Annotated in this window: 17 protein-coding genes; 9 read left to right on the top strand and 8 right to left on the bottom strand. The window is 67.6% G+C overall.

The genetic code is table 11. The annotated features are described in order from the left end of the window. Window positions 1-2: 2 nt before the first annotated feature. Both BM365_RS12935 and BM365_RS12930 read right to left on the bottom strand, forming a co-directional pair. On the bottom strand, window positions 3-428 hold the full coding sequence (locus tag BM365_RS12935) for a DUF2141 domain-containing protein (RefSeq protein WP_093489958.1): 426 nt from the start codon (window positions 426-428) through the stop codon (window positions 3-5). Between the two features lie 128 nt (window positions 429-556). Next, a complete protein-coding gene (locus BM365_RS12930; protein ID WP_093489957.1) occupies window positions 557-1,621 on the bottom strand; it encodes a 3-deoxy-7-phosphoheptulonate synthase in 1,065 nt (354 codons plus the stop codon). A 358-nt stretch (window positions 1,622-1,979) separates the two neighbouring features. Here BM365_RS12930 and BM365_RS12925 point away from each other — a divergent pair, with 358 nt between their 5' ends. From BM365_RS12925 to BM365_RS12905, 5 genes are all read left to right on the top strand, one after another. Further along, on the top strand, window positions 1,980-3,293 hold the full coding sequence (locus BM365_RS12925; RefSeq protein ID WP_175502092.1) for an aminotransferase class V-fold PLP-dependent enzyme: 1,314 nt from the start codon (window positions 1,980-1,982) through the stop codon (window positions 3,291-3,293). 126 nt (window positions 3,294-3,419) lie between these two features. Then, window positions 3,420-3,944 carry an ECF-type sigma factor gene (locus BM365_RS12920; RefSeq protein WP_093489956.1) on the top strand — a complete coding sequence of 175 codons (525 nt, stop codon included), beginning with the start codon at window positions 3,420-3,422 and terminating at the stop codon, window positions 3,942-3,944. Between the two features lie 69 nt (window positions 3,945-4,013). Next, window positions 4,014-6,647: a serine/threonine-protein kinase gene (locus BM365_RS12915; RefSeq protein ID WP_093489955.1), complete on the top strand. Its 2,634-nt coding sequence runs from the start codon at window positions 4,014-4,016 to the stop codon at window positions 6,645-6,647. Window positions 6,648-6,729: 82 nt separating this feature from the next. Then, a complete protein-coding gene (locus BM365_RS12910) occupies window positions 6,730-7,701 on the top strand; it encodes an alpha/beta hydrolase (protein ID WP_093489954.1) in 972 nt (323 codons plus the stop codon). 187 nt (window positions 7,702-7,888) lie between these two features. Further along, window positions 7,889-8,599, top strand: a complete 711-nt coding sequence (locus tag BM365_RS12905) for a helix-turn-helix transcriptional regulator (protein WP_158253477.1) — start codon at window positions 7,889-7,891, stop codon at window positions 8,597-8,599. 210 nt (window positions 8,600-8,809) lie between these two features. Here the strand turns inward: BM365_RS12905 and BM365_RS12900 are convergent, their stop codons facing one another. From BM365_RS12900 to BM365_RS12890, 3 genes are all read right to left on the bottom strand, one after another. Beyond that, window positions 8,810-11,734 carry a TonB-dependent receptor gene (locus tag BM365_RS12900; protein ID WP_093489952.1) on the bottom strand — a complete coding sequence of 975 codons (2,925 nt, stop codon included), beginning with the start codon at window positions 11,732-11,734 and terminating at the stop codon, window positions 8,810-8,812. Window positions 11,735-11,949: 215 nt separating this feature from the next. Beyond that, window positions 11,950-13,590 carry a chaperonin GroEL gene (gene groL / locus BM365_RS12895; protein ID WP_055939743.1) on the bottom strand — a complete coding sequence of 547 codons (1,641 nt, stop codon included), beginning with the start codon at window positions 13,588-13,590 and terminating at the stop codon, window positions 11,950-11,952. A 104-nt stretch (window positions 13,591-13,694) separates the two neighbouring features. Further along, window positions 13,695-13,988 (bottom strand): co-chaperone GroES, encoded by a 294-nt coding sequence (locus BM365_RS12890; RefSeq protein WP_093489951.1) that lies wholly within the window; start codon window positions 13,986-13,988, stop codon window positions 13,695-13,697. Window positions 13,989-14,192: 204 nt separating this feature from the next. On the opposite strand from BM365_RS12890, the gene cutA reads away from it, so the two are divergent. The 3 genes from cutA to BM365_RS12875 are packed head-to-tail and all read left to right on the top strand — an operon-like array spanning window position 14,193 to window position 17,402. Continuing rightward, window positions 14,193-14,525, top strand: coding sequence for a divalent-cation tolerance protein CutA (gene cutA / locus BM365_RS12885; RefSeq protein ID WP_093489950.1), 333 nt, complete (start codon window positions 14,193-14,195; stop codon window positions 14,523-14,525). Between the two features lie 4 nt (window positions 14,526-14,529). Beyond that, window positions 14,530-16,812, top strand: a complete 2,283-nt coding sequence (locus BM365_RS12880; RefSeq protein ID WP_093489949.1) for a protein-disulfide reductase DsbD family protein — start codon at window positions 14,530-14,532, stop codon at window positions 16,810-16,812. Beyond that, the gene (locus BM365_RS12875) at window positions 16,809-17,402 is read left to right on the top strand and encodes a TlpA family protein disulfide reductase (protein WP_093489948.1); all 594 of its coding nucleotides are present in this window, start codon (window positions 16,809-16,811) and stop codon (window positions 17,400-17,402) included. The genes BM365_RS12880 and BM365_RS12875 overlap by 4 nt, the downstream gene beginning before the upstream one ends. Window positions 17,403-17,424: 22 nt before the next feature. On the opposite strand, the gene BM365_RS12870 is transcribed toward BM365_RS12875, so the two are convergent. Then, window positions 17,425-17,685 (bottom strand): KGG domain-containing protein, encoded by a 261-nt coding sequence (locus tag BM365_RS12870; protein ID WP_093489947.1) that lies wholly within the window; start codon window positions 17,683-17,685, stop codon window positions 17,425-17,427. A 293-nt stretch (window positions 17,686-17,978) separates the two neighbouring features. Between BM365_RS12870 and BM365_RS12865 the strand changes: the two genes are divergently transcribed. Beyond that, the gene (locus BM365_RS12865; RefSeq protein ID WP_093489946.1) at window positions 17,979-18,356 is read left to right on the top strand and encodes a hypothetical protein; all 378 of its coding nucleotides are present in this window, start codon (window positions 17,979-17,981) and stop codon (window positions 18,354-18,356) included. A 17-nt stretch (window positions 18,357-18,373) separates the two neighbouring features. Here the strand turns inward: BM365_RS12865 and BM365_RS12860 are convergent, their stop codons facing one another. Beyond that, complete coding sequence (locus BM365_RS12860) at window positions 18,374-19,480, bottom strand: polysaccharide biosynthesis/export family protein (RefSeq protein ID WP_233210809.1); 1,107 nt, start codon at window positions 19,478-19,480, stop codon at window positions 18,374-18,376. Between the two features lie 119 nt (window positions 19,481-19,599). Further along, window positions 19,600-20,361, bottom strand: a complete 762-nt coding sequence (locus BM365_RS12855; RefSeq protein ID WP_158253476.1) for a YdcF family protein — start codon at window positions 20,359-20,361, stop codon at window positions 19,600-19,602.

The following is a 20,361-nucleotide window of genomic DNA, read 5'->3' as shown; positions in this document are numbered from 1 at the left end:
TCTCAGCGCAGCGCCACGTCGATGTGGGTCGCTTCGCCGACCAGCTCGAAGCGCGCCTCGTCCCACGTCGGCTTGCGCATCACCCGCGGGTTGTTGCTGAAGCCGTAGCCCTCGACCGGCATGCCCATCATGTTGGTGTCGAGTTGGCCGTTGCCATTCTCGTCGTGGGTGATCAGCACGGCATACGCGCCCGGCTTGAGATCCTTGAACACGAACGTGGCCTGATCGCCGCTGGGCGGCGCGCCCGTGGCCTGCACCGGCGCCGCCTTGCCATCCCACCCGGCCTGCGAATCGACCAGGGCGACCTTGATCAGGCCCGTCTGCGCGCGGACGTCCTGCAGCACCACGGTCAGTTCGGCGGCTTGCGCACCGGCGGTGGCGGCGAGCAGGGCGGACAGGAAGAAAGCGCGGCGGGCGAAACGATTCATGGCGGACTCCGGTCGGTGGCGGGAACGTGGTGCCAGTCTCGTCCGCGCCCCGCACCGGGTCAGTTGCCAACGGTCATCGATCCGACCTGCCGGAAGTCACTTCCTCGCCATCGCCTCGATGCCCGCGCTCATGCCGCCTTCGCGAGTCGGCGGATGCGCACCGCCTCGGCCAACCGCTGCAACACCTGCACCGACGCCTCCCATCCGAGGCAACCGTCGGTGATGCTTTGGCCGTAGCGGAGCGGCTGGCCGTCGACCAGTTCCTGCCGACCGCCCACGAGGTGGCTTTCCACCATCACGCCGACGATGCGCCGCTCGCCGCCCTCGAGTTGCGAGGCGATGTCGTCGATCACCGCGGGCTGGTTGTCGGGATTCTTGCCGCTGTTGGCGTGGCTGGCATCGACCATCAGCCGCGCCGGCAGACCGGCCTTCGCGAGCACCTGGCTTGCCGCTTCGATGCTGGCCGCATCGTAGTTAGGCGCCTTGCCGCCGCGCAGGATGACGTGGCAATCCGGATTGCCGGCCGTCGCCGCGATCGCCGAACGCCCTTCCTTCGTCACCGCCAGGAAATGATGCGGATGCGACGCCGCGCCCACTGCGTCCACCGCGATCTTCACGTTGCCGTCGGTGCCGTTCTTGAAACCGACCGGGCAGGACAGGCCGCTGGCCATCTCGCGGTGCACCTGGCTCTCGGTGGTACGCGCGCCGATCGCGCCCCAGGCCACCAGGTCGCTGATGTACTGCGGCGAGATCGTGTCGAGGTATTCGCATCCGGCCGGCAGGCCCAGCGCATTGATGTCGCGCAGCAGGCCGCGCGCCACGCGCAGGCCGCGGTTGATGTCGAAACTGCCGTCCAGCGCGGGATCGTTGATCAGGCCCTTCCAGCCCACGGTCGTGCGCGGCTTCTCGAAATAGACGCGCATGACGATTTCCAGCTCGCCGGCCAGCGTATCGCGCAACGGCTTCAGGCGCGTCGCATACTCCATTGCCGAGGCGGGATCGTGGATCGAACACGGGCCGATCACCACCACCAGGCGATCGTCGTGTCCGTGCAAGATGCCGTGCAATGCGTCGCGCGCTTCGGACACTGTCTGCGACACCGCGTCGTCGCACGGCAGCTCGCCGATGATCGCGGCGGGCGTGACCAGCTCATCGAGTTTCCTGATGCGCAGATCGTCGGTATGGGGGGCCATGGGGGTTTCTCCGGGGTCAATAAAAAAGCCGCCAGGTTCGCTGGCGGCTTCAAGGGGATTCTTCTGGTGTCTACCTAGAATGAACGCAGCCTCGCCACCGCCGTGGGATCGCGGTAATACCAAAACCAAAAGCGGGCGCGGGTCGGGTTCATCGGGGCGTAGTGATATCACGCCTTTCCCAGGCGCGCGAATGTTTCATCTGCAACGTGCAGCGGCCGATCCACGATCCAGCGCGCTGGTCCATGGAGCGTCGCTTGCACGCAGCAGCGCAAGCAACCGCCAGACGGTGGCCGTGGGCGATGCACCCTCCCGTTGGCACCCTTGTCGCATCCCGCGACGCCACCGGCTCCGGTGCACCATGGCCTTGTCCCGCCGACACCTGCTCGCGGCGCCCGCCGCCCTCGCCGCCACGGCCCTGCTGCCCGGCCCCCTGCTCGCCGCGGTGGCGGCGCAGACCCCCACCCTACCCGACCTCTCCGATTGGGAGGCGGTACGCGCGCAGTTCGCGCTGGATCCGGCCTACCTGCACTTCGCCTCGTTCTTCATCGCCAGCCACCCGACGCCGGTGCGCGAAGCGCTCGAGGGCTATCGCCGCGCGATGGATGCGAACCCGTTCCTGGTGGTCGAACGGGCGATGTTCGAGGACGACGCGCACAACCTGCCCTTGCAGGTCTGCACCGAGGCGGCGGACTACCTGGGTGGGCAGGCAGCCGAGGTCTGCCTGACGCGGAGCACGACCGAAGGCCTCGCGCTGGTCTACCACGGCCTGCCACTGAAGGCCGGCGATGAGGTGCTGACGACGGTTCATGACCATTATTCGCACCATGAATCCATCCGCCTGGCGACCGCACGCGCGAACGCATCGATGCGGAAGATCGCGCTGTTCGCGTCCTCCGCCACGGCCAGCGTCGATGAGATCGTCGGCAACCTGAAGGCCGCGGTGCGTCCGGCCACGCGCGTGGTCGGCATCACCTGGGTGCACTCCAGCACCGGCATCCGCCTGCCGATCCGCGAGATCGCGGCGATGCTGCGCGGCCTGCCTTCACCGCCGCTGCTCGTGGTCGATGGCGTGCACGGGCTTGGATCGGCCGACGACACGGTCGCCACGATGGGCGCGGACTATTTCTGCGCCGGTACGCACAAGTGGATGTTCGCCCCGCGCGGCACCGGCCTGGTATGGGCGAACGCGGAGAACTGGGCGCGCCTGCAGCCGCTGGTGCCCAACTTCACCGAACTGGAAAGCTACAAGGCCTGGGCAGAAGAGCGTCCGCCCTCGGGTCCCGCCAACGCGGCGCGGATGATGCCCGGCGGCTTCCATGCCTTCGAGCACCAGTGGGCGATGGCCGCGGCTTTCCGCATGCACCGGCAGATGCAGCGTCCGCGCGTGGCGGCGCGCATCACCGCCATGAACGACCAACTGAAGCAGGGCCTGGCCCGTCTGCCGAAGGTGAAGATGCACACGCCGCGCGCCGCCGCGTTGTCCGCTGGATTGGTGGCGTTCGAAATCGACGGCGTATCGCCCACCGACATCGTGAAGCAGTTGCTCGCACGCCGCATCGTCGCCAGCACCAGTCCCTACGCAGTCAGCTACGCGCGGTTGGCGCCGAGCCTGGTGAACACGCCCGCCGAGGTCGACGAGGCCCTGCGCGCCGTGCGCGCGATCGCGGGCTGAACCGGGCGCACCCGACGAACGGCCACCGGCGGGGGTGGCCCCTGCGCCAGGATTTGCGCGTTGGTTCCCTTTGCCGGTCGTCGCAAGGCGACGACGCGACGCCCCTTCCGCTCTTCCCGGATCGTCATGCCCCCGAACGACGCTTCCCCCCGCCCACTGGACGACATGTTCGGCGAGGTTTACGAAGAACTGCGCCGGCTGGCGCACAAGCAGCGGTTTCCCCGCGACAGCGCCACCTTGGACACCACGGCGCTGGTGCACGAGCTGTACCTGCAGATGAGCCACCAGCAGCCGCAGTTCATCCATACCCGGCAGTTCTACGCCTATGCGGCGCGCGCCATGCGCCACATGCTGGTCGACCGTGCGCGTGAGCGCGCCCGCATCAAGCACGGCGGCGACCTGCGTCGCACCGACTACCGCGACACCGTCGCTGGTCAGGTGACGATCGATCCGCAGCACGCCCTGGAACTGGACCAGGCGCTGCGTCGCCTCGCCCAGGACGATGCGCGCGCCGCCGAAGTGGTGGAACTGCACTACTTCGCCGGCCTGCCGCTGGAGCGCATCGCCGAGCTCTGCGAATTGAGCGTGCGCACCGTCTACCGCGACTGGCAGTACGCGCGGGCATTCCTGGGAGCCCAATTGGCGGCGTGAGCGCGCCCGCGTGTCAGGGTCGGGCCCCGAAAAACGCTTGATGGCAAACCCTTTCCCTAACGACCCGCCATGCCTTCCCTGCGCCAATCGTTCGATGCGGTCGTGGACCTGCCCCTGGAGGCACGGCGCGGCTGGATCGACCGCCACTGCCCCGACCCGACCGACCGGCGCGATCTGGAAGCGCTGCTCGCCGCGCACGCGCGCACCGAGCCGCTGCTGCTGGACACCCCGGTCGCCGCGGTGATCGATGCCATGAAGGCCGACGATACGCGCCCGCCGCACGCATGGATCGGCGAGCGCATCGGCGCATTCCGGCTGATCAGCCCATTGGGCCAGGGCGGCATGGCCAGCGTGTTCCTCGCCGAACGCGAGGACGTGGATTTCCAGCAACGCGTCGCCGTCAAGCTATTGCGCCGCGGGCCGTACTCCGAACTGCAGCAGCAACTGTTCCGGCGCGAGCGACAGACGTTGGCCGCGCTCACGCATCCGGCCATCGCGCGGTTGATCGACGGCGGGGTGACCGACGAAGGCATCCCCTACCTGGTCATGGACCACGTGGACGGCCTGCCGATCACCCGCCACGCGGAACTGCGCGGACTCGACGAGACTGCAAGACTGCACTTGCTGTGCGACGTCTGCCGCGCCGTTGAGGCTGCGCATCGGCAACTGGTCGTCCATTGCGACCTCAAGCCCTCCAACATTCTGGTCACGACCGATGGCGCGCCGCGGCTGCTGGATTTCGGTGTCGCGCGCCTGATCGACGCCACCGGCGATAGCGAGGGCGCGACGGCGATCGGACTGACCCCAGGATATGCGGCACCGGAGCAGTACATCGGCGCCGCGGTCACCACGGCTACGGACGTGTACGCGCTCGGCGTGTTGATGCAGGAGTTGCTCAGCGGCGAGCGCCCCCGCGACAGCGTGCGCCCGGACATCGCGTTGAAAGGCGACCTGGGCGCCATCCTGTCGAAGGCCACCGCCACCGATCCCGCCCTTCGCTACGCATCGGCGGGCGATCTGGCCGAGGATCTCGAACACCACCTGCGCCACGAGCCTGTCCGCGCGCGGACGCCTTCGCCGCTCCATCGCATGCGCCTGTTCGCCCGTCGCCATCGCGGTGGCGTCGCCGTCGCGGCCCTGCTGATGGTCGCCGTGCTCGCCAGTTTGTCCACGGCGCTCTGGCAGGCGCATACCGCTCGCGCGGCGGCCGCCGAAGCACAGGAGCAGGCTTGGCGCGCACGCAACGAAGCGCAGCGCGCGAATGCCGTGCGGGACCTGCTGGTGCAGTTGTTCGAGAATGAAGTCCCCAAGGGTCCGCGCACGACCTTGCCGGATACGGCCACCCTGCTCGAACGCGGCGCCGAGCGCGCGCGCACCGACCTGGTGGCCTCGCCGGCATTGCAGGTCGAGATGCTGGTGGTCATCGCGCGGATCTACGACGAGATGTCACGCTATGACGACGCGCGACCGCTGCTGACGCGCGCCGTCGCCACCGCGCGCACCCTGCCTGCGCGCGACCATGCCGCGCTCGGCATGGCATTGAGCCAGCAGGGGCAGCTTGCTTCCAGCGAGAAGGATTACCCGGCCGCGCTGGCGCTCCTCAACGAAGCCCTCGCCATACAACGCGGCGTGGATCCGCACGGGCTCGCGGCCGCCCTCACCTATCACCGCCGCGCCATCGTGCGCAGTGAAATGGACGAGCACCAGGCCGCCATCGCCGACCACCTGGCCGCCATCACGATCCAGCAGGCGCGCTTGCCGCCGCGCGACCCCCGCCTGGTCCGCAGCTACGGCGCGTTGGGCACCGCGTACACCCGCGCGCACCAGCCGGACCAGGCCGTTCGTTGGCAACGGCATGCGCTGGCGTTGACGCGCGCGGCGTACGGCACCGACCATCCCGAAACCTCGCGACGCCTCAGCAACTACGGTATCGCGTTGATGTCGGCCGGGCAGATGGCAGAAGCCGAGCCGCCGCTCCTTGAAGCGGTCAGCATCGCGCGCCGCATCTACCGCGGCCCGAATGCGGACGTGGCACCGCGCGTGCACAATCTTGGTGGCGTTTACCTGGCGCTCGGTCGCCTCGATCAAGCCGAGCCGCTGCTGCGAGAAGCCATCGCCATCGAGCATGCGATCGGTCGCGAGCGCGCGCCCGGCATCGGATTCTCGCTGGCGAAGCTGTCCCGCATCCAGGAGCTGCGTGGCGACCTCGCCGGTGCGCGCGCCCTGGCCGATGAGGCGCGCGCCCAACTGGACAAGGTGCTGCCACCGACGCACGAGCAACGCTTCGATGCCGAACTCCGCGTCCTCCGCCTGCAATTGGTCGCCGGCCTCGATCGCGACCTGTGGGAACAGGCGATCGACCTGCAGCGGCGCGCCGATGCGCAACACGAGCCCTATCTGTCGGCGAACGCCCTGTACGTGCGCGCCCTGGCGCACGCGCGACAAGGCGAGGATGCGCGCGCCATCTCGATGATCCGGCAGGCACTGCAGATCAGCGCGCGTCCGCGCGCCTTCCCGCACGACCTGATCGCGTGGTACGCCACGCTGGCGCACCTGTACGAGCGCGCCGGCGATCCTGCGGCCGCGGCGCGCGTGCGTCGCGAAGGCCTCGCCTTCGCCGACCGCATGGCGATCCCGAAGACGCATCCTGCGCGCCGCGCATTGGTAGCGCCCGCAACCGTCACGATGGCCAACGCCCCCTGAACCATCCCGTATCGGCGCGTGTCAGTGAGCGTCATCAGAAAGCGCTTGTTTCTGTGGACCCCCACGCAGAGACCGGACTTCCATGTTGCTTTCCCGCCACGCCGACCCGCTGACCGACGCCCCCCCTGCATCCGATACCGTCGCGCGCGGCGGCGATACCGAACCCAAGCGCACGACGCCCGTGCGCCCGTGGACGCGCGCACTGCAGCGCCTCACCGGCCTGCTGACGCCACGCCACGCCGCTCGCAAGGGATTGCTGCAGCTGGACGATGAGACCGCCCTTGCCGGTTGCCCCCGACACGTCGAAGGCTGCGCGGAACACCGGGAAACGCTGGCGTTGCGCGGTCGACGCGTGCAGATCGTGTGCTGGGGCGACCCGCGTCGGCAGCCCTACGTGCTGTTGCCGCCGCTGGACGCGACGGGCCGCGACGCGATGGCCGCCTGGGTACGCACGTTGACGGCGCAGGGGTATGCCGTCGTCGCCTTCGCCCGCGAGGCCCGCACGATGTCCTCGCAAACGTCCACTTTGCTGGAGACAACCGGCGACATGCTCGAAGTCGGTCGTCGCTACGGCGAGGCCGCCGCGGTCATGGGCCATTCGCTGGGCGCCATGTCGGTGGTGCTCGCACTGCACCAGGGCCTGCGTGCGAAGCGGGCGATCCTGGTCTCCGCGCAAGCCGATCCGCGCGCCGCGCTGCAACGCTTCGTCGATCGTTCCGGCATGGGGCCGCGCGTGGGCGCGCGCATGCTGGCACTGCTCGAATCCCGCATCGGCCAAGGACTGGATGCGTTGCAGGCGCATCGCATCGCGCCGGCCATCGGCATCCCGGTGCTGGTCGTCCACGATCTGCTGGACGACGAAGTCCCGTGGGACGAAGGCGAACGCTTCGCGCGCCATCTCACCGCGGCACGTCTGCTGACCACGCTGGATCTCGGTCACCACGGCGTACTGAACGACCCCACCGTGCTGCGCGACTGCCTGCGCTTCCTGAAGGGCGAAGCCATCGGCGACAAGGTCGTGTCCTCGCCGAACCTCCCCTACGGCTTCACCTGACATGCGGCCAGCGTGCCGGCATGACGACAGGGCGCCCGCCTGCATCGTGCAATTCCGTCATGCGCGACGGTGTGCCGGCGACGAGGCCGGCGATGCCACGGTGGGCCTCTGCCTCCGGGGTGCCCGCGGGATGCACGCACCTCCCAGGCGCGGCGGATGCACGCTCGTCATTGCCCTGCGCGGTACCATGGACGTCGAAACGAAGGACGGCGTCTTCCGGCTTGCAGGCCGTCGGTTCCTGGCGCTGCCCGGTGACGCGCCGCAGCGCCTTCTCGCCGGTCCCGGCGCGGATTGGGTACTCGTGCATGCGCCCGTCCACTGGACGCTGCTGTTGACGGATCCCGCAGAGCGCCGCGGCCTCGCGGCGCCTCTGCTGCTGCCCGTCGCCCTGCCGATGGACCGCCCGATGCTGCAGCGACTCTCGACGCTGCTGCAGTGCGCGCCGCACCCGTGCGATCGCGAAGCAGGACGCGAACTCGCCGGCCTGGTACTGGCAGCGCGCCGCGCGCAGGCACGCGCCGCGGACTGGGTAGAGCGCGCCTATGGTCGTAGCGAGCGGCACCGGCGCGCGGTCGTCGCACGCCTGCTGACCGCACGCAACCGCATCCTCAACGCGCCGTTCGATGCGCACGACCTCCGCGCACTCGCCGAGGCCGCACGCTATTCGCCCTCTCACTTCCTGCGCTCGTTCCGTGATGTGTTCGGAATGACGCCTCACGACCTGCTGACCCAGACACGCTTGCTGCGCGCCTGTGCGCTGATCCAGGACGGTCGGCTGGCCATCTGCGAGATCGCCGCCAGCGTGGGCTACGAGAGCCGACATGCGTTCTCGCGTTCCTTCAAGCGCGCCACCGGCCTTACCGCGACGCGCTTCCGCACGGCCGGCGGCGTACGCTGAGCCTTCGAAACACGAAATCACGATAGAGGTCCCTGCCCATCACGATGACGGGCATCGCTGCGCGCGCGCATGGCGGGACACTGACCCCACAAGCACGCATCGCAACCCGACTGCGCACCGGGCGTCTCTCTCCCCGGTGCGTTCTTTTTTTTTGGATAGAAGAAGGCCGCGCCCTCACGGACGCGGCCGGATCGACGGCGGCGGACGGCGTCAGAACTTCTGCTGGTACTTCAGGTAAACGAACCGTCCGATGTCGTAACCGCCATAGTACGAATAGCCCGAGTTCGGTTGCGAATACATCGGCGGTCCGTAGCGTTCGAACACATTGTTGGCGCCGAACGAGATCGTTGCGTTCCAAGGTGCCTGATAGCGGACCTGCACGTCATGGAATGTCGTCGAGGGACGCTCGTGCAGCCGGAGGATCCTGCCTCCGGTCCACGGGGCGCTGTAGGTGGGCAGGCTGCAGATATCGTCGAGCGCGCAGCGCTCCTTGAGCCCGGAGTAGTACCGCATGCCCCACGACACGCCCCAGCTTCCATGCTCCCACCCGAGGTTGAGGTTGGAACGCACGCGGAAGTTGGCGCCCGTGCCGATCGACAATCCGTTCAACTGCTGCGGCGGGTTGTCCTCGAGCGCGTCGGTCTTCAGTTCCAGCTTGCTGATGTACGTGCTCAGCCAGCTCGCGCTGAAGGTGCCCCACGGCGTGGCCCGACGATAGTTGACGTCGAAGTCGAAGCCCTCGGTCTCCACATGACCCACGTTGATCGGCGTGGTGACGAACGACAGGATCTGTCCGGTGGCCGCGTCGCGCTCGAAGCGCGAACCCGTCGATGCATTGCAGCGCGCCTCGATCCCCCGCAGGTAGCAGTCGTCCAGCACCTGGGTTTCGGTGTCGGCCACGATGGTGTTCTCGATGCGGATCGTCCACCAGTCCAGCGACAGGTTCAGCCCCGGCGCGAACGACGGGCTGAACACCACACCCAGCGTCATCGATTCGGACGTCTCCGGCGTCAGGTCAGGATTCGATCCCGATACGAACGGGATCGGCGTCTGCGTGCCGGGCCCGTTGGCGATGCCGTCGGCGTCGTTGGCGGGCTGGCGGAAGTCCGATGGAACGTCCTGCAGGCAGCGTGCATTGCCGCGCGCGGCGCCGAACGAGGTATCGCAGGGATCGGTGTAGAACGAGAACGTCTGCGAGGCACCGCCGTACAGGTTGCTGACATCCGGTGCGCGGAACCCCTCGGCCCACGTGCTGCGGACGAGCAGCGAATCCACCGGCTTCCACTTCAAGCCCAGCTTGCTGTTGGTGGTGTCGCCGAAGGTGTCGTAGTCCGAGTAGCGTGTCGCCGCGCTGAGCGTCAGTTCCTGTGCGAGAGGGAGATCGGCGAGCAGCGGCACCTGCACTTCGGCATACACCTCGTCGAGGCTGTAACCGCCCGACGTGGGCCCCGCGGCGAGATCGGTGGAACCACCCGATTGCGCCAGCGCATCGGGCGAGAACTCCCCGTATTCCTTGCGGTGTTCGATGCCCAGCGCAATGGCCAGGTCGCCGCCTGGCAGCGTTGCCAGGGTGCCGGTGATGTTGGCGAAGTAGTCCTGCGTCTTCGTCATCGAGATGGCCTGCCCGACCGGGAAGATGAACTGCTTGACGGCCGGGTCCGTCGCCGAGCCATCGCCTGGGTCGCCGTAGCCGAACGGAAGCAGGGGATTCCATGGCGTGCATTCCCCCTGGCTGGTGCCCAGCGGGATCGGATTGTCCGGCGTCCCGCACTGGACCACGCCCTGGCTGTTGAGGAACGACGGGCCCACCGCCATCCGCACGGCGGCCAGGTTGAGATTGCCGGTGCCCACCTGCACGCCCTTGTTCTGGTTGTAGAGATAGCCCACATCCCAATCCCAACTGCGGCCGGCGAGGTCGAAGTAGCCCGACAGCGCGCCGCTGAAGCGATAGGTGGTCAGCGAAAGCCGGTTCTCGCGCGGTACCTCCCAACCACGGCGGGTGAAGTGCACCGCGGTGGGATCCGCATCGCCACTCTGGTTGCCGACGGGGTTGTAGTAGCTGTCGATCGACATGGGCGTGTCGAACGCCTGCGACGAGTACGGATAGCCCGCATTGCGCGAGAACGAAGCACGGTCGGTATAGAGCATGTCGCCGGTGAAGCGGATCCGCTCGCTGAGCTGATGATCCAGGTTGACGAACACCGACTTCCGTTCGATGCCAGCCAGCAGTGTCGACTGCTGGACCGGCAAGGAGAAGTCGATGTCGTTGTTCAGCGCTCGGTAGCTGTCCAGGTCGCGTGGATCGAGTCCGGGCGTCTCGCGTCGCAGGGTGAAGCTGCCGCGGTCCGGCACGATCAACCTGCCGTACTGGGTAGTGCCGCTTTCGCCTCCAGGACGCGGCGCCCTGCCCTCACCCAGCGGGTAGCGGCTCGCCGAGAACCAGCGGTCGATCGCCCACACCGGATCCTCTTCCGTGTATTCCGCGCCGACGGTGACCGAACCGCGATCCGTGCCGAAGCCAGCGACCAGGTCCAGCACCGTGCGCTGGCCATCGCCCTGGGAGTACTGCCCGCCGTAGACACTGGCCTGCATGCCGTCCACGTTGCGCCGGGTGATCAGATTGACGACACCGGCGATCGCATCGGAGCCGTACAGCGTGGAGGCGCCGTCTTTCAGCACTTCGATGCGTTCGATCATCGCGGCCGGGATCTGCGAGATGTCCTGGAAGCCGCCGGTGGTGATGCCCAGTCGTTTTCCGTTGACCAACACCAGGGTGCGATTGGGGCCGAGGTTACGCAGATCGATGTAGGCGCCACCCACCGCTTCGCCCGCCGCGAGCGGCGTGGTGCGGCTCACGGCTGGACTGCCGGCGCTGGTGATGTTCTGCAGGATGTCGGCGACGGAGTTGAAGCCTTGCTTCTGGATCTCTTCGCGCGAGATCACCAGCACCGGCGCGGCGGTTTCCACATCCACCTGGCGGATGCGCGAACCGGTGACCTGGATGCGGTCCAGTGTGGTGGGTGCCGCGCTCGAAGGCGTCGGCGCGTCCTGTGCGTGCGCCGCGGTCGCGGTGGCCGCGCACGCGATCAGGGCGACGCGGATCGCATCGCGCAATGCATGTCGTTTCATCTGAATCCCTCTCCTCGATGGCTGTCGTTCGCGTGGTAGTCGGTGAAAACATCGTTAAGCACCGAAGTTCGTACGCTACGGAGCGGGTCCGGCGGAAAGGTGTCCCGCGCACGGCTTTGCAGGAACGCTTGTTGCGGTATCGCGAGGCGGATATCGCGAAAAACAAAAGGCCCCGCATCGCTGCGGGGCCCTTCTTGGAACGGTGACGCGGGAAGCGGGACTTAGAAGTCCATGCCGCCCATGCCGCCCATGCCACCGCCGGCCGGCATCGCCGGCTCGTCCTTCTTCGGAGCCTCGGCCACCATCGCTTCGGTGGTGATCATCAGGCCCGCGATCGAAGCGGCATTCTGCAGCGCGGAGCGCGTGACCTTGGTCGGGTCCAGGATGCCGAACTCGATCATGTCGCCGAACTCGCCATTGGCGGCGTTGTAGCCGAAGTTGCCCGATCCGTCCTTCACGCGGTTCACGATCACCGACGGCTCTTCACCGGCGTTGGTCACGATTTCGCGCAGCGGGGCTTCCATCGCGCGCAGGGCGATCTGGATGCCGTGGTTCTGGTCTTCGTTGGCGCCCTTCAGGGTGCCGATGGTCTGCAGCGCGCGGATCAGCGCCACGCCGCCGCCCGGGACCACGCCTTCTTCCACCGCCGCACGCGTGGCGTGCAGGGCGTCTTCGACGCGGGCCTTCTTTTCCTTCATCTCGATCTCGGTCGAAGCACCGACCTTGATCACGGCCACGCCGCCGGCCAGCTTGGCCACGCGTTCCTGCAGCTTCTCGCGGTCGTAGTCCGAAGAAGTCTCTTCGATCTGCGCCTTGATCTGCTTGATGCGCGACTGGATGCGCTCGGCATCGCCGGCGCCGTCGATGATGGTGGTGTTCTCCTTCGAGATCACGACCTTCTTCGCACGACCCAGGTCGTTGATGGTGGCCTTCTCGAGCTGCAGGCCGACTTCTTCGGAGATCACCGTGCCGTTGGTCAGCGTGGCGATGTCTTCCAGGATGGCCTTGCGACGGTCACCGAAGCCCGGCGCCTTGACGGCGGCGACCTTGACGATGCCGCGGATGGTGTTGACCACGAGGGTGGCCAGCGCTTCGCCTTCCACTTCCTCGGCCACGATCAGCAGCGGCTTACCGGCCTTGGCGACGCCTTCCAGCACCGGCAGCAGTTCGCGGACGTTGGAGACCTTCTTGTCGTGGATCAGGATGAAGGGGTCGTCGAATTCGACCTGCTGCGACTGCTGGTTGTTGATGAAGTATGGCGACAGGTAGCCGCGGTCGAACTGCATGCCCTCGACGACGTCGAGTTCGTTCTCCAGGCCCGAGCCTTCTTCAACGGTGATCACGCCTTCCTTGCCGACCTTCTTCATGGCCTCGGCGATGATGTCGCCGATGTTGCTGTCGGAGTTGGCCGAGATCGTGCCGACCTGGGCGATCGCCTTGTCGTCGGCGGTCGGCTTGGAGAGCTTCTTCAGCTCTTCGACGGCGGCCTTCACGGCCTGGTCGATGCCGCGCTTCAGATCCATCGGGTTCATGCCGGCGGCGACGGCCTTGGAGCCTTCGCGGATGAACGCCTGCGCCAACACGGTGGCGGTGGTGGTGCCGTCACCGGCGTTGTCGGAGGTCTTGGACGCGACTTCCTTCACCATCTGCGCGCCCATGTTCTCGAACTTGTCGGCCAGTTCGATTTCCTTGGCGACGGAGACGCCGTCCTTGGTGATCGTCGGGGCGCCGAAGCTCTTCTCGAGCACGACGTTGCGGCCCTTCGGGCCGAGGGTGGCCTTGACGGCATTGGCGAGGATGTTCACGCCGCGCACCATGCGCGTACGGGCGTCTTCACCGAAACGGATATCTTTGGCTGCCATGTGCAACTCCAGGAATATTGAGAGTGGTTCGTGCGGCGGGCGCGGGGCCCGCCATCAAGAGGATTGCGGTGACGTGGGCGGCGGCGCGGAGCCGCCGCGCGCGATCAGCCGAGGATCGCGAGGACGTCGTCTTCCTTGATGATCTTGTACTCGACGCCTTCGGACTTGTACGCCGAACCGGAGTACTGGCCGTAGATCACCTTGTCGCCGACCTTGACCTTCGGGGCGCGGACGGCACCGGTGGCCTCGATGAACTTGCCTTCGCCGACGGCAACGACTTCACCCTTGGTGGGCTTTTCCTTCGCGGCGTCGGGAATGATGATGCCGCCGAGCGAGGTTTCTTCGGCTTCGATCGGCTTGACCACCAGGCGGTCGTACAGCGGCTTGATATTGCTCATGTCAATCCTCTTAAGTGATTGATTGGACTGGGAAAGGGGTAGCGATGTTAGCACTCGCCTCAAGGGACTGCCAACGCCGCGGGTACAAAAACCCGGCCAAGCCGGGATGCAGGGGATATTGGGGGTGCCGCAGGGCTTTCAAGGGCGGGTGCGCATCTTTGTCGCAGGGGCCCGCCCGGGCGGGTCTGCAATAATCGGCGGCCCATGCCTGTCTTCCTGATCCTGTCGACCTGCCCGGACGCCGACACCGCCCAGCGGCTGGCGCGGACCCTGGTGGAGGAGCGCCTGGCGGCCTGCGTCAGCCTGCTGCCCGGCCTGCTGTCGACGTACCGATGGCAGGGCCAGGTAGAGCAGGCTGCCGAGGTCCAGCTGCTGGCCAAGACCCCGGCCGACCGGCGCGACGCCCTGATGGCCCGGCTGGCGGAACTCCACCCGTATGAACTGCCGGAAATCCTGGCGGTCGAAACCGCCGCCTGCCTGCCCGCCTATCTGGACTGGGTGACCGCGGAAACCCGCACCGACGCCCGACCCGAGTGACCCGATGACGCCGATCCGCACCCTGCTCGCCTTCCTGCTGCTGTTCCTGGTCTCGCTGCTGGCGCCCGCCGCCTCGGCCGCGATCACCCAGGACGACCTGCTGCCGGTGGACGACGCCTTCGTGCTGACCGCCACCGCGCCGGCGCGCGATCGGATCGAGATCCGCTGGAAGATCACCGACGGCTATTACCTGTACCGCCACCGCACCGGGGTGGACGCCGATACCGGTTTCGCCGCGCAGCCGCTGCAACTGCCCAAGGGCAAGGCGTACCGCGACGAATTCTTCGGCGATGTCGAAACCTATCGCGGCGAACTGGTCGCCACGCTGCCGGGCCGACCTGCAGCCGGCACCGACAGCGTCAGCCTGAAGATCAAATACCAGGGCTGCGCCGATGCCGGCATCTGCTATCCGCCGCAGACGCGCACGCTGAAGGTCGCGCTGCCGCCCGCCGAGGACGAGGCATTCGTGCCGCTAGGTACCGGCGCGACCGGTGGCAGCCTGCTGGGCCCGAAGCCGCAGACCGGCACGGATGCCCTGCCGATGCCGGCCGAACAGGCGTTCGCCTTCGAAGCCATCGCTTTCGACGGCAACCAGCTGCTGCTGCGTTTCACCCCCGCGCGCGGCTATTACGTGTATCGCGACCGCACCTCGATGGCACTGGAAGGCGCCTCGGGTGTCTCGCTGCAAGCCCCGCACTGGCCGAAGGGCGTGGCGCACCACGACGAGCATTTCGGCGACGTCACCGTGTACTTCGACCAGGCCGAAGTGCCGGTGCCGCTGAAGCGAGATCGCGCCAACGCACTCAACGCGACGTTGCGGGTGACGTTCCAGGGCTGCCAGACCGACGGCATCTGCTATCCGCCGATGACACGCCGCGTGAAGCTCGCCATCCCCGCCGGCACGGTGACGCCCGCCGACGCGGTAGTGAGCGAAGCGCCGGCCGTCGTGGCACCCGTGGCCACGCCTGCCGATACGCCGGCAGAGACGACGACCGAGGAAGCTCCCACAACAACCACGAATGTCGAGCGGACGCGTCCGCCCAAGAACGTGGTTGCGAATACCAAGGGCTACGGCTCCATCTCGCTGTTGACCGCCTTCGCGTTTGCGCTGCTGGGCGGCCTGGTGCTCAACCTGATGCCGTGCGTGTTGCCGATCCTCTCGTTGAAGGCGCTATCGCTGGCCGAGAGCGGCCGCGGCGGCAACGATGCTCGCCATCGTGCGCTCTGGTACACCGCCGGCGTGCTGGTCAGCTTCATCGCGGTCGGCGCGATTGCGATCGCGCTGCGCTACGCGGGTCAGGCGCTGGGCTGGGGTTTCCAGCTGCAGCAACCGTGGGTGGTCGGCGTGCTCGCCTACATCATGTTCGCCGTGGGCCTGAGCTTGTCAGGCGTTTTCACTGTGGGTCATCGCCTTGCAGGCGCGGGGCACGGCCTCGCGACGCGCAGCGGCCCGGCCGGCGACTTCTTCACCGGCGTCCTCGCCGTCGTCGTGGCCAGTCCGTGCACCGCACCGTTCATGGGTGTTGCGCTGGCCTATGCGTTCACGGCGCCAGGCGTGCTGGGCTTGCTGGTGTTCGCGGTGCTCGGCCTCGGCCTGGCGTTGCCGTTCCTGCTGATCGGTTTCGTACCCGCGCTCGCCAACCGGCTGCCGCGCCCGGGCGTGTGGATGGAAACGCTGAAGCAGGTGCTCGCCTTCCCGATGTACCTCACTGCGGCGTGGTTGCTGTGGGTGCTCGGCAACCAGCGCGGCGTCGATGCCATCGGCCTCGCGCTCGCAGGCCTGGTCGTACTGACGCTCGGCTTGTGGTGGTGGCAGCGCCTGCAGTTACGCGCCGCACCGCTGCAACGCGTGCTCGCCGGGCTGCTGGTCGTCGCATCGGTGCTGCCCCTGGTCGTCGCACATCGGATGCCGAAAGCCTCGACGCTCACCCCGCGCAGCGATGACCATGTGGCCTACTCGGCCGAAGCGCTGGGCAGCTTGCGTGCGGAAGGCCGCATCGTCTTCGTCGACATGACGGCCGATTGGTGCGTCACCTGCAAGGCCAACGAGAAGGCCGTGCTCAACACGTCCGCATTCCGCGACCTACTGACGGCCCACGACGCCGTGATGATGACCGGCGACTGGACGAACGTGGACCCGGCGATCACCGCCTTCCTCGAAGAACACGGCGCGGTCGGCGTACCGCTGTACGTGATGTATCCGCGCGGGGGTGGTGCGGGCGAAGTCCTGCCGACCGTGCTGACCCAGGACGGCATGCGCCAGGCCTTCGAGCGCGCCGCACGATGAAGGCCACCACATCACGCGTGCTGCTGGTGGCGGCGGCCGCGGGCGGCTTGGGCCTGCTGGCCAGCCTGTGGTTCAACGGCAATCCCTTCTGGCGCACGCAGGTGGGCGAACGCGCGCTGCACGCGGCGACGAACGCCACGGCGCCCGCGCCACCGGCTGGCGTCACGCCTGCGGGCATCGGCGACCCCATGCCGGCCATCGCGTTGCCGGGACTGGATGGCGCCATCGTCGACCTGCGCGCGCGCTATGCGGGCAAGCGCTTGCTGATCAACGTCTGGGCGAGTTGGTGCGGGCCGTGCATCGAGGAGATGCCGGAGCTCGACCGCTTCGCCGCTGCGCAGGGCGACGACGGCGTGCAGGTGATCGGACTCGCGCTGGACACGCCCGAGGGCGTGCGCGACTTCACTGCGAAAATCCCGGTGCGCTACCCGATCGTGCTCGATACGCCAGGCCCGGCCGACGCCAGCGTCTGGCTGGGCAACGCCAAGGGCGTGCTGCCCTACACCGTACTGGTGGACGCCGATGGCCGCATCGCGCGCCAGAAGATCGGCCCGTTCACCCACGGCGAAATCAGCGGCTGGGTCGACTGAACCCGCAGGCGCCGCACGCGCCTCACTCCTCTTCTTCTCGCGCCTGCCGCTCGCCTGGCCGCACGCGTCCACCCTTCGCGCCGATGCGCGCCATGTGCGCGCGATCCTGGCTGACCTTCGCGCCGCCCTTCTTGCCTGCCTCGCGCGCATCGTCGCTGCCGAACTGATGCGCGCGACCACGCTTCTGCGCCGCGCGACCGCCCTTGCTCGCGATCTCCTTGCGTTGCTCCGGCGTGAGCAGCGCGAAGCCCCACTTGCGCTTCTTCTCAGTCATCACGTCCATCCACGCAAGCGGACGCAACCGTGTGATACGTAGCGTGCGATGCGATGAGCGCGTGAACGTCGTTCATGCACATGACTCGATGTGATCCAGTGCACGCATGCCCACATCACTGGCTTGTTGCTGAAGCGGACTCAGCAGAAATGGTCGCGAGGGCGTCGCAGTCCTTATGATCGGGGCACACAAAAAAGAACGTCCGCGTTTCTCCGCGAAGAACCACGTTGCGTCCGTCGACGACGGACCGGATCGCACCCTGCGATCAACTTTCCCCCCGTGCAAGCGAGAAGGCTGTCCCCATGACCAAGGCTGTCCCGATGAAACTTCCCGACGATTTCCAGTGGGTGGAAGCAACGCCCGACGACGACTGGAGCGGTGCGCGCCTGGATCTCGATGGGCATCCCGTACTTGAGGTAGCCGCATGCCGCGGCGGTTGGCTGGTCGTCGTCCTGATGGACGATCCGCGGCAACCACAAGCCAACGTCGCGGTGCGATCGATCCCCGCGGGCATGCGCTGGTCGGCGCGATGGGCATTGGCGCGCACCGATCGCCTACGTGTGCTGGCTTCGCGGCGCAACGCATTGCGTCCCGTCGGCGAGGCGCAGCCGTCACCCGGCCTGACGCTGGTTCCCCGCGCGCAACCATATGCGCGCGAGGAAGAAACGTTGGATGCGTGATCCGCATCGGCCCACGATCAATTGCCGCGGTCGAAGTTGTACTGCGCCGAGGCCGCGTTGCTGATGATGCCGGACAACGGCAGCAGCTGCGTCAGGAAGCGATTCCAGCGCGTCACGCCCGCCGGGCCGACCCAGACGACATCGCCCGGTCGCAGCGAGAACCGGTCCGCCAGCGTGAAGGCCACCGGTGACGTCGCGTCGAGGTGGTACACCGTCGCCTGGTCGTGCGCGTTGTCTTCCATGCCGCGGATCACGTAGACCGCACCGCCCTTGGCCGTCACCGGATTCAGTCCGCCGGTACGGCCAAGGGCCTGGGTCAGGCTCATGTCAGTGGTCTTGAACGTCAGTGCCTGCGGGCGCAGCACCTCGCCGATCACGTACACCTGTTTGCGATCGTTGAACGGCATGTACAGGCGATCGCCGGGCTTCAGATAGACATCGGCCGCCACGGTGCCGCGATTCAGCGCATCGAGGTCGAGCGGATAGTCGCTGCCATCACGCGTCAGCACGAAACCCGACAGATCGGCCTGCTCCACATCGATGCGTGCGCGCCCCACCGCCTGCGACAGCGTCAGCGGTACGGTGGTGAACTCCTGCGGCGTAGTGTCCTGGAAGGCGCCCTGCAGCGTGACCTTCGCGCCATGGCCGACCACGTTGACATCGACCTGCGGCGACTTCAGGTATTGGCTCAATCGGCTCGCGAGCGTGCTGCGCACCTGCTCGATCGTCTGGTCGGTGACGTTGAGCTTGCCGGCGTACGGAAAGAAGAAGCTGCCATCGGGCTGCACCAGGCGCCCGTTGGTGGCGGCCTGCTGCTGGTTGCCCGCCGGCGTGGTCAGCTCGGGGTGGTCCCACACGGTGACGATCAGCGTGTCGCCGGGCTGGATGCGGTATTCCTCGGGGCGGTACTGCGCCAGCGTCGGCGGCAATGCGACGGCCGCGCGCGGTGCGGCGACCAGCGACTGCGTGATCGGCACCATGCGCACGTCGCTCTGCGCGTCGCCTTCGCCGCTGGGCACGCTGGCGCTGCGCATCATGCGTTGGCCGGGGCCGAGCGCGCAGGCGGACAGCGTCGCGATGATCGCCGTGGCGAGCAGGACTTGGACGGGACGTTGGATATTCACTACCGGGCACCTCACTGGTTCGAATGGCGGCGATGCATGCACGGCATGCCGTCGCGGTCGTTCTCCGGATCGTGGCAACGGGGGCGTGAAGAGAACGGCGGAAGCAGCACAACCGCGGATTAATGCGCGTGCGCGTCGATCCATGCGGCCGTCAGCGCCGCAAACTCCTTGAACGCGCGTCCACTGCGCCACAGCGCACGTCGCGATGGCAGCCAGCGTTCACGCACGCCGACTGCGGGCCGCCCTTCCGGCACCGGAACCGGGGTGACGTCCGCACCGGCTTGCGTGAAGAGCAGCGTCGCGCGTGGCATGTGCAGCGCGGACGTCACCAGCAACAGGTGGCGTCCGCCATGTTCGGAGGCGAGCGCCGTGCTGAAGCGCGCGTTGTCGCGCGTGTCGTGGCTGCGCTCTTCCAGCATGAGGGCTTCCTCGGGGACGCCAAGGCGCCGGATCGCCTCGGCCATGCGTCGCGCTTCGGTGGTGTTGCCGACGCCGCCGCCACTCAGGATCACTTTCGACGCCTTGCCCGCATGCCAGGCACGCGCACCGGCCGCAAGACGGCTGCTGCGCAGGCGCGCAGGGTCCACGTCCTCGCGATCCAACCACGCATAGTTGCTGCCTCCCCCCAACACGACGATGGCATCGGCCGAGGGCAAGGCCGACGCTTCGCGTATGGCATAACGATGTTCGAGTACGCCGCGCAGGGTTTCCGACGCGAACGGGATCGACCACAGCGCCGACCATGCCAGCGCCGCGCCGGCGACGCTGCCGGCAATCCAACGCCTCCGCAGCAACCACGCCAGCACTGCGATACCCAGCAGGCAAAGCGAGAGCGCCGGTGGGTAGCTCAACGACACCACGAGTTCAGCCAAGGTCTTCAT

This window comes from Pseudoxanthomonas sp. YR558 (assembly GCF_900116385.1).
GTDB lineage: Bacteria > Pseudomonadota > Gammaproteobacteria > Xanthomonadales > Xanthomonadaceae > Pseudoxanthomonas_A.
Note: the sequence above shows the minus strand (reverse complement) of the source record. Positions and strands in the feature narration are given on the sequence as shown.

Coding starts and splice junctions, on each gene's coding strand:
- BM365_RS12935 (WP_093489958.1), bottom strand. CDS start 428: ATGAATCGTTTCGCCCGCCGCGCTTTCTTCCTGTCCGCCCTGCTCGCC.
- BM365_RS12875 (WP_093489948.1), top strand. CDS start 16,809: ATGAAGGCCACCACATCACGCGTGCTGCTGGTGGCGGCGGCCGCGGGC.
- groL (WP_055939743.1), bottom strand. CDS start 13,590: ATGGCAGCCAAAGATATCCGTTTCGGTGAAGACGCCCGTACGCGCATG.
- BM365_RS12870 (WP_093489947.1), bottom strand. CDS start 17,685: ATGGACGTGATGACTGAGAAGAAGCGCAAGTGGGGCTTCGCGCTGCTC.
- BM365_RS12915 (WP_093489955.1), top strand. CDS start 4,014: ATGCCTTCCCTGCGCCAATCGTTCGATGCGGTCGTGGACCTGCCCCTG.
- BM365_RS12880 (WP_093489949.1), top strand. CDS start 14,530: ATGACGCCGATCCGCACCCTGCTCGCCTTCCTGCTGCTGTTCCTGGTC.
- BM365_RS12910 (WP_093489954.1), top strand. CDS start 6,730: ATGTTGCTTTCCCGCCACGCCGACCCGCTGACCGACGCCCCCCCTGCA.
- BM365_RS12930 (WP_093489957.1), bottom strand. CDS start 1,621: ATGGCCCCCCATACCGACGATCTGCGCATCAGGAAACTCGATGAGCTG.
- BM365_RS12905 (WP_158253477.1), top strand. CDS start 7,889: ATGGACGTCGAAACGAAGGACGGCGTCTTCCGGCTTGCAGGCCGTCGG.
- cutA (WP_093489950.1), top strand. CDS start 14,193: ATGCCTGTCTTCCTGATCCTGTCGACCTGCCCGGACGCCGACACCGCC.
- BM365_RS12865 (WP_093489946.1), top strand. CDS start 17,979: ATGACCAAGGCTGTCCCGATGAAACTTCCCGACGATTTCCAGTGGGTG.
- BM365_RS12855 (WP_158253476.1), bottom strand. CDS start 20,361: ATGAAGACCTTGGCTGAACTCGTGGTGTCGTTGAGCTACCCACCGGCG.
- BM365_RS12925 (WP_175502092.1), top strand. CDS start 1,980: ATGGCCTTGTCCCGCCGACACCTGCTCGCGGCGCCCGCCGCCCTCGCC.
- BM365_RS12890 (WP_093489951.1), bottom strand. CDS start 13,988: ATGAGCAATATCAAGCCGCTGTACGACCGCCTGGTGGTCAAGCCGATC.
- BM365_RS12920 (WP_093489956.1), top strand. CDS start 3,420: ATGCCCCCGAACGACGCTTCCCCCCGCCCACTGGACGACATGTTCGGC.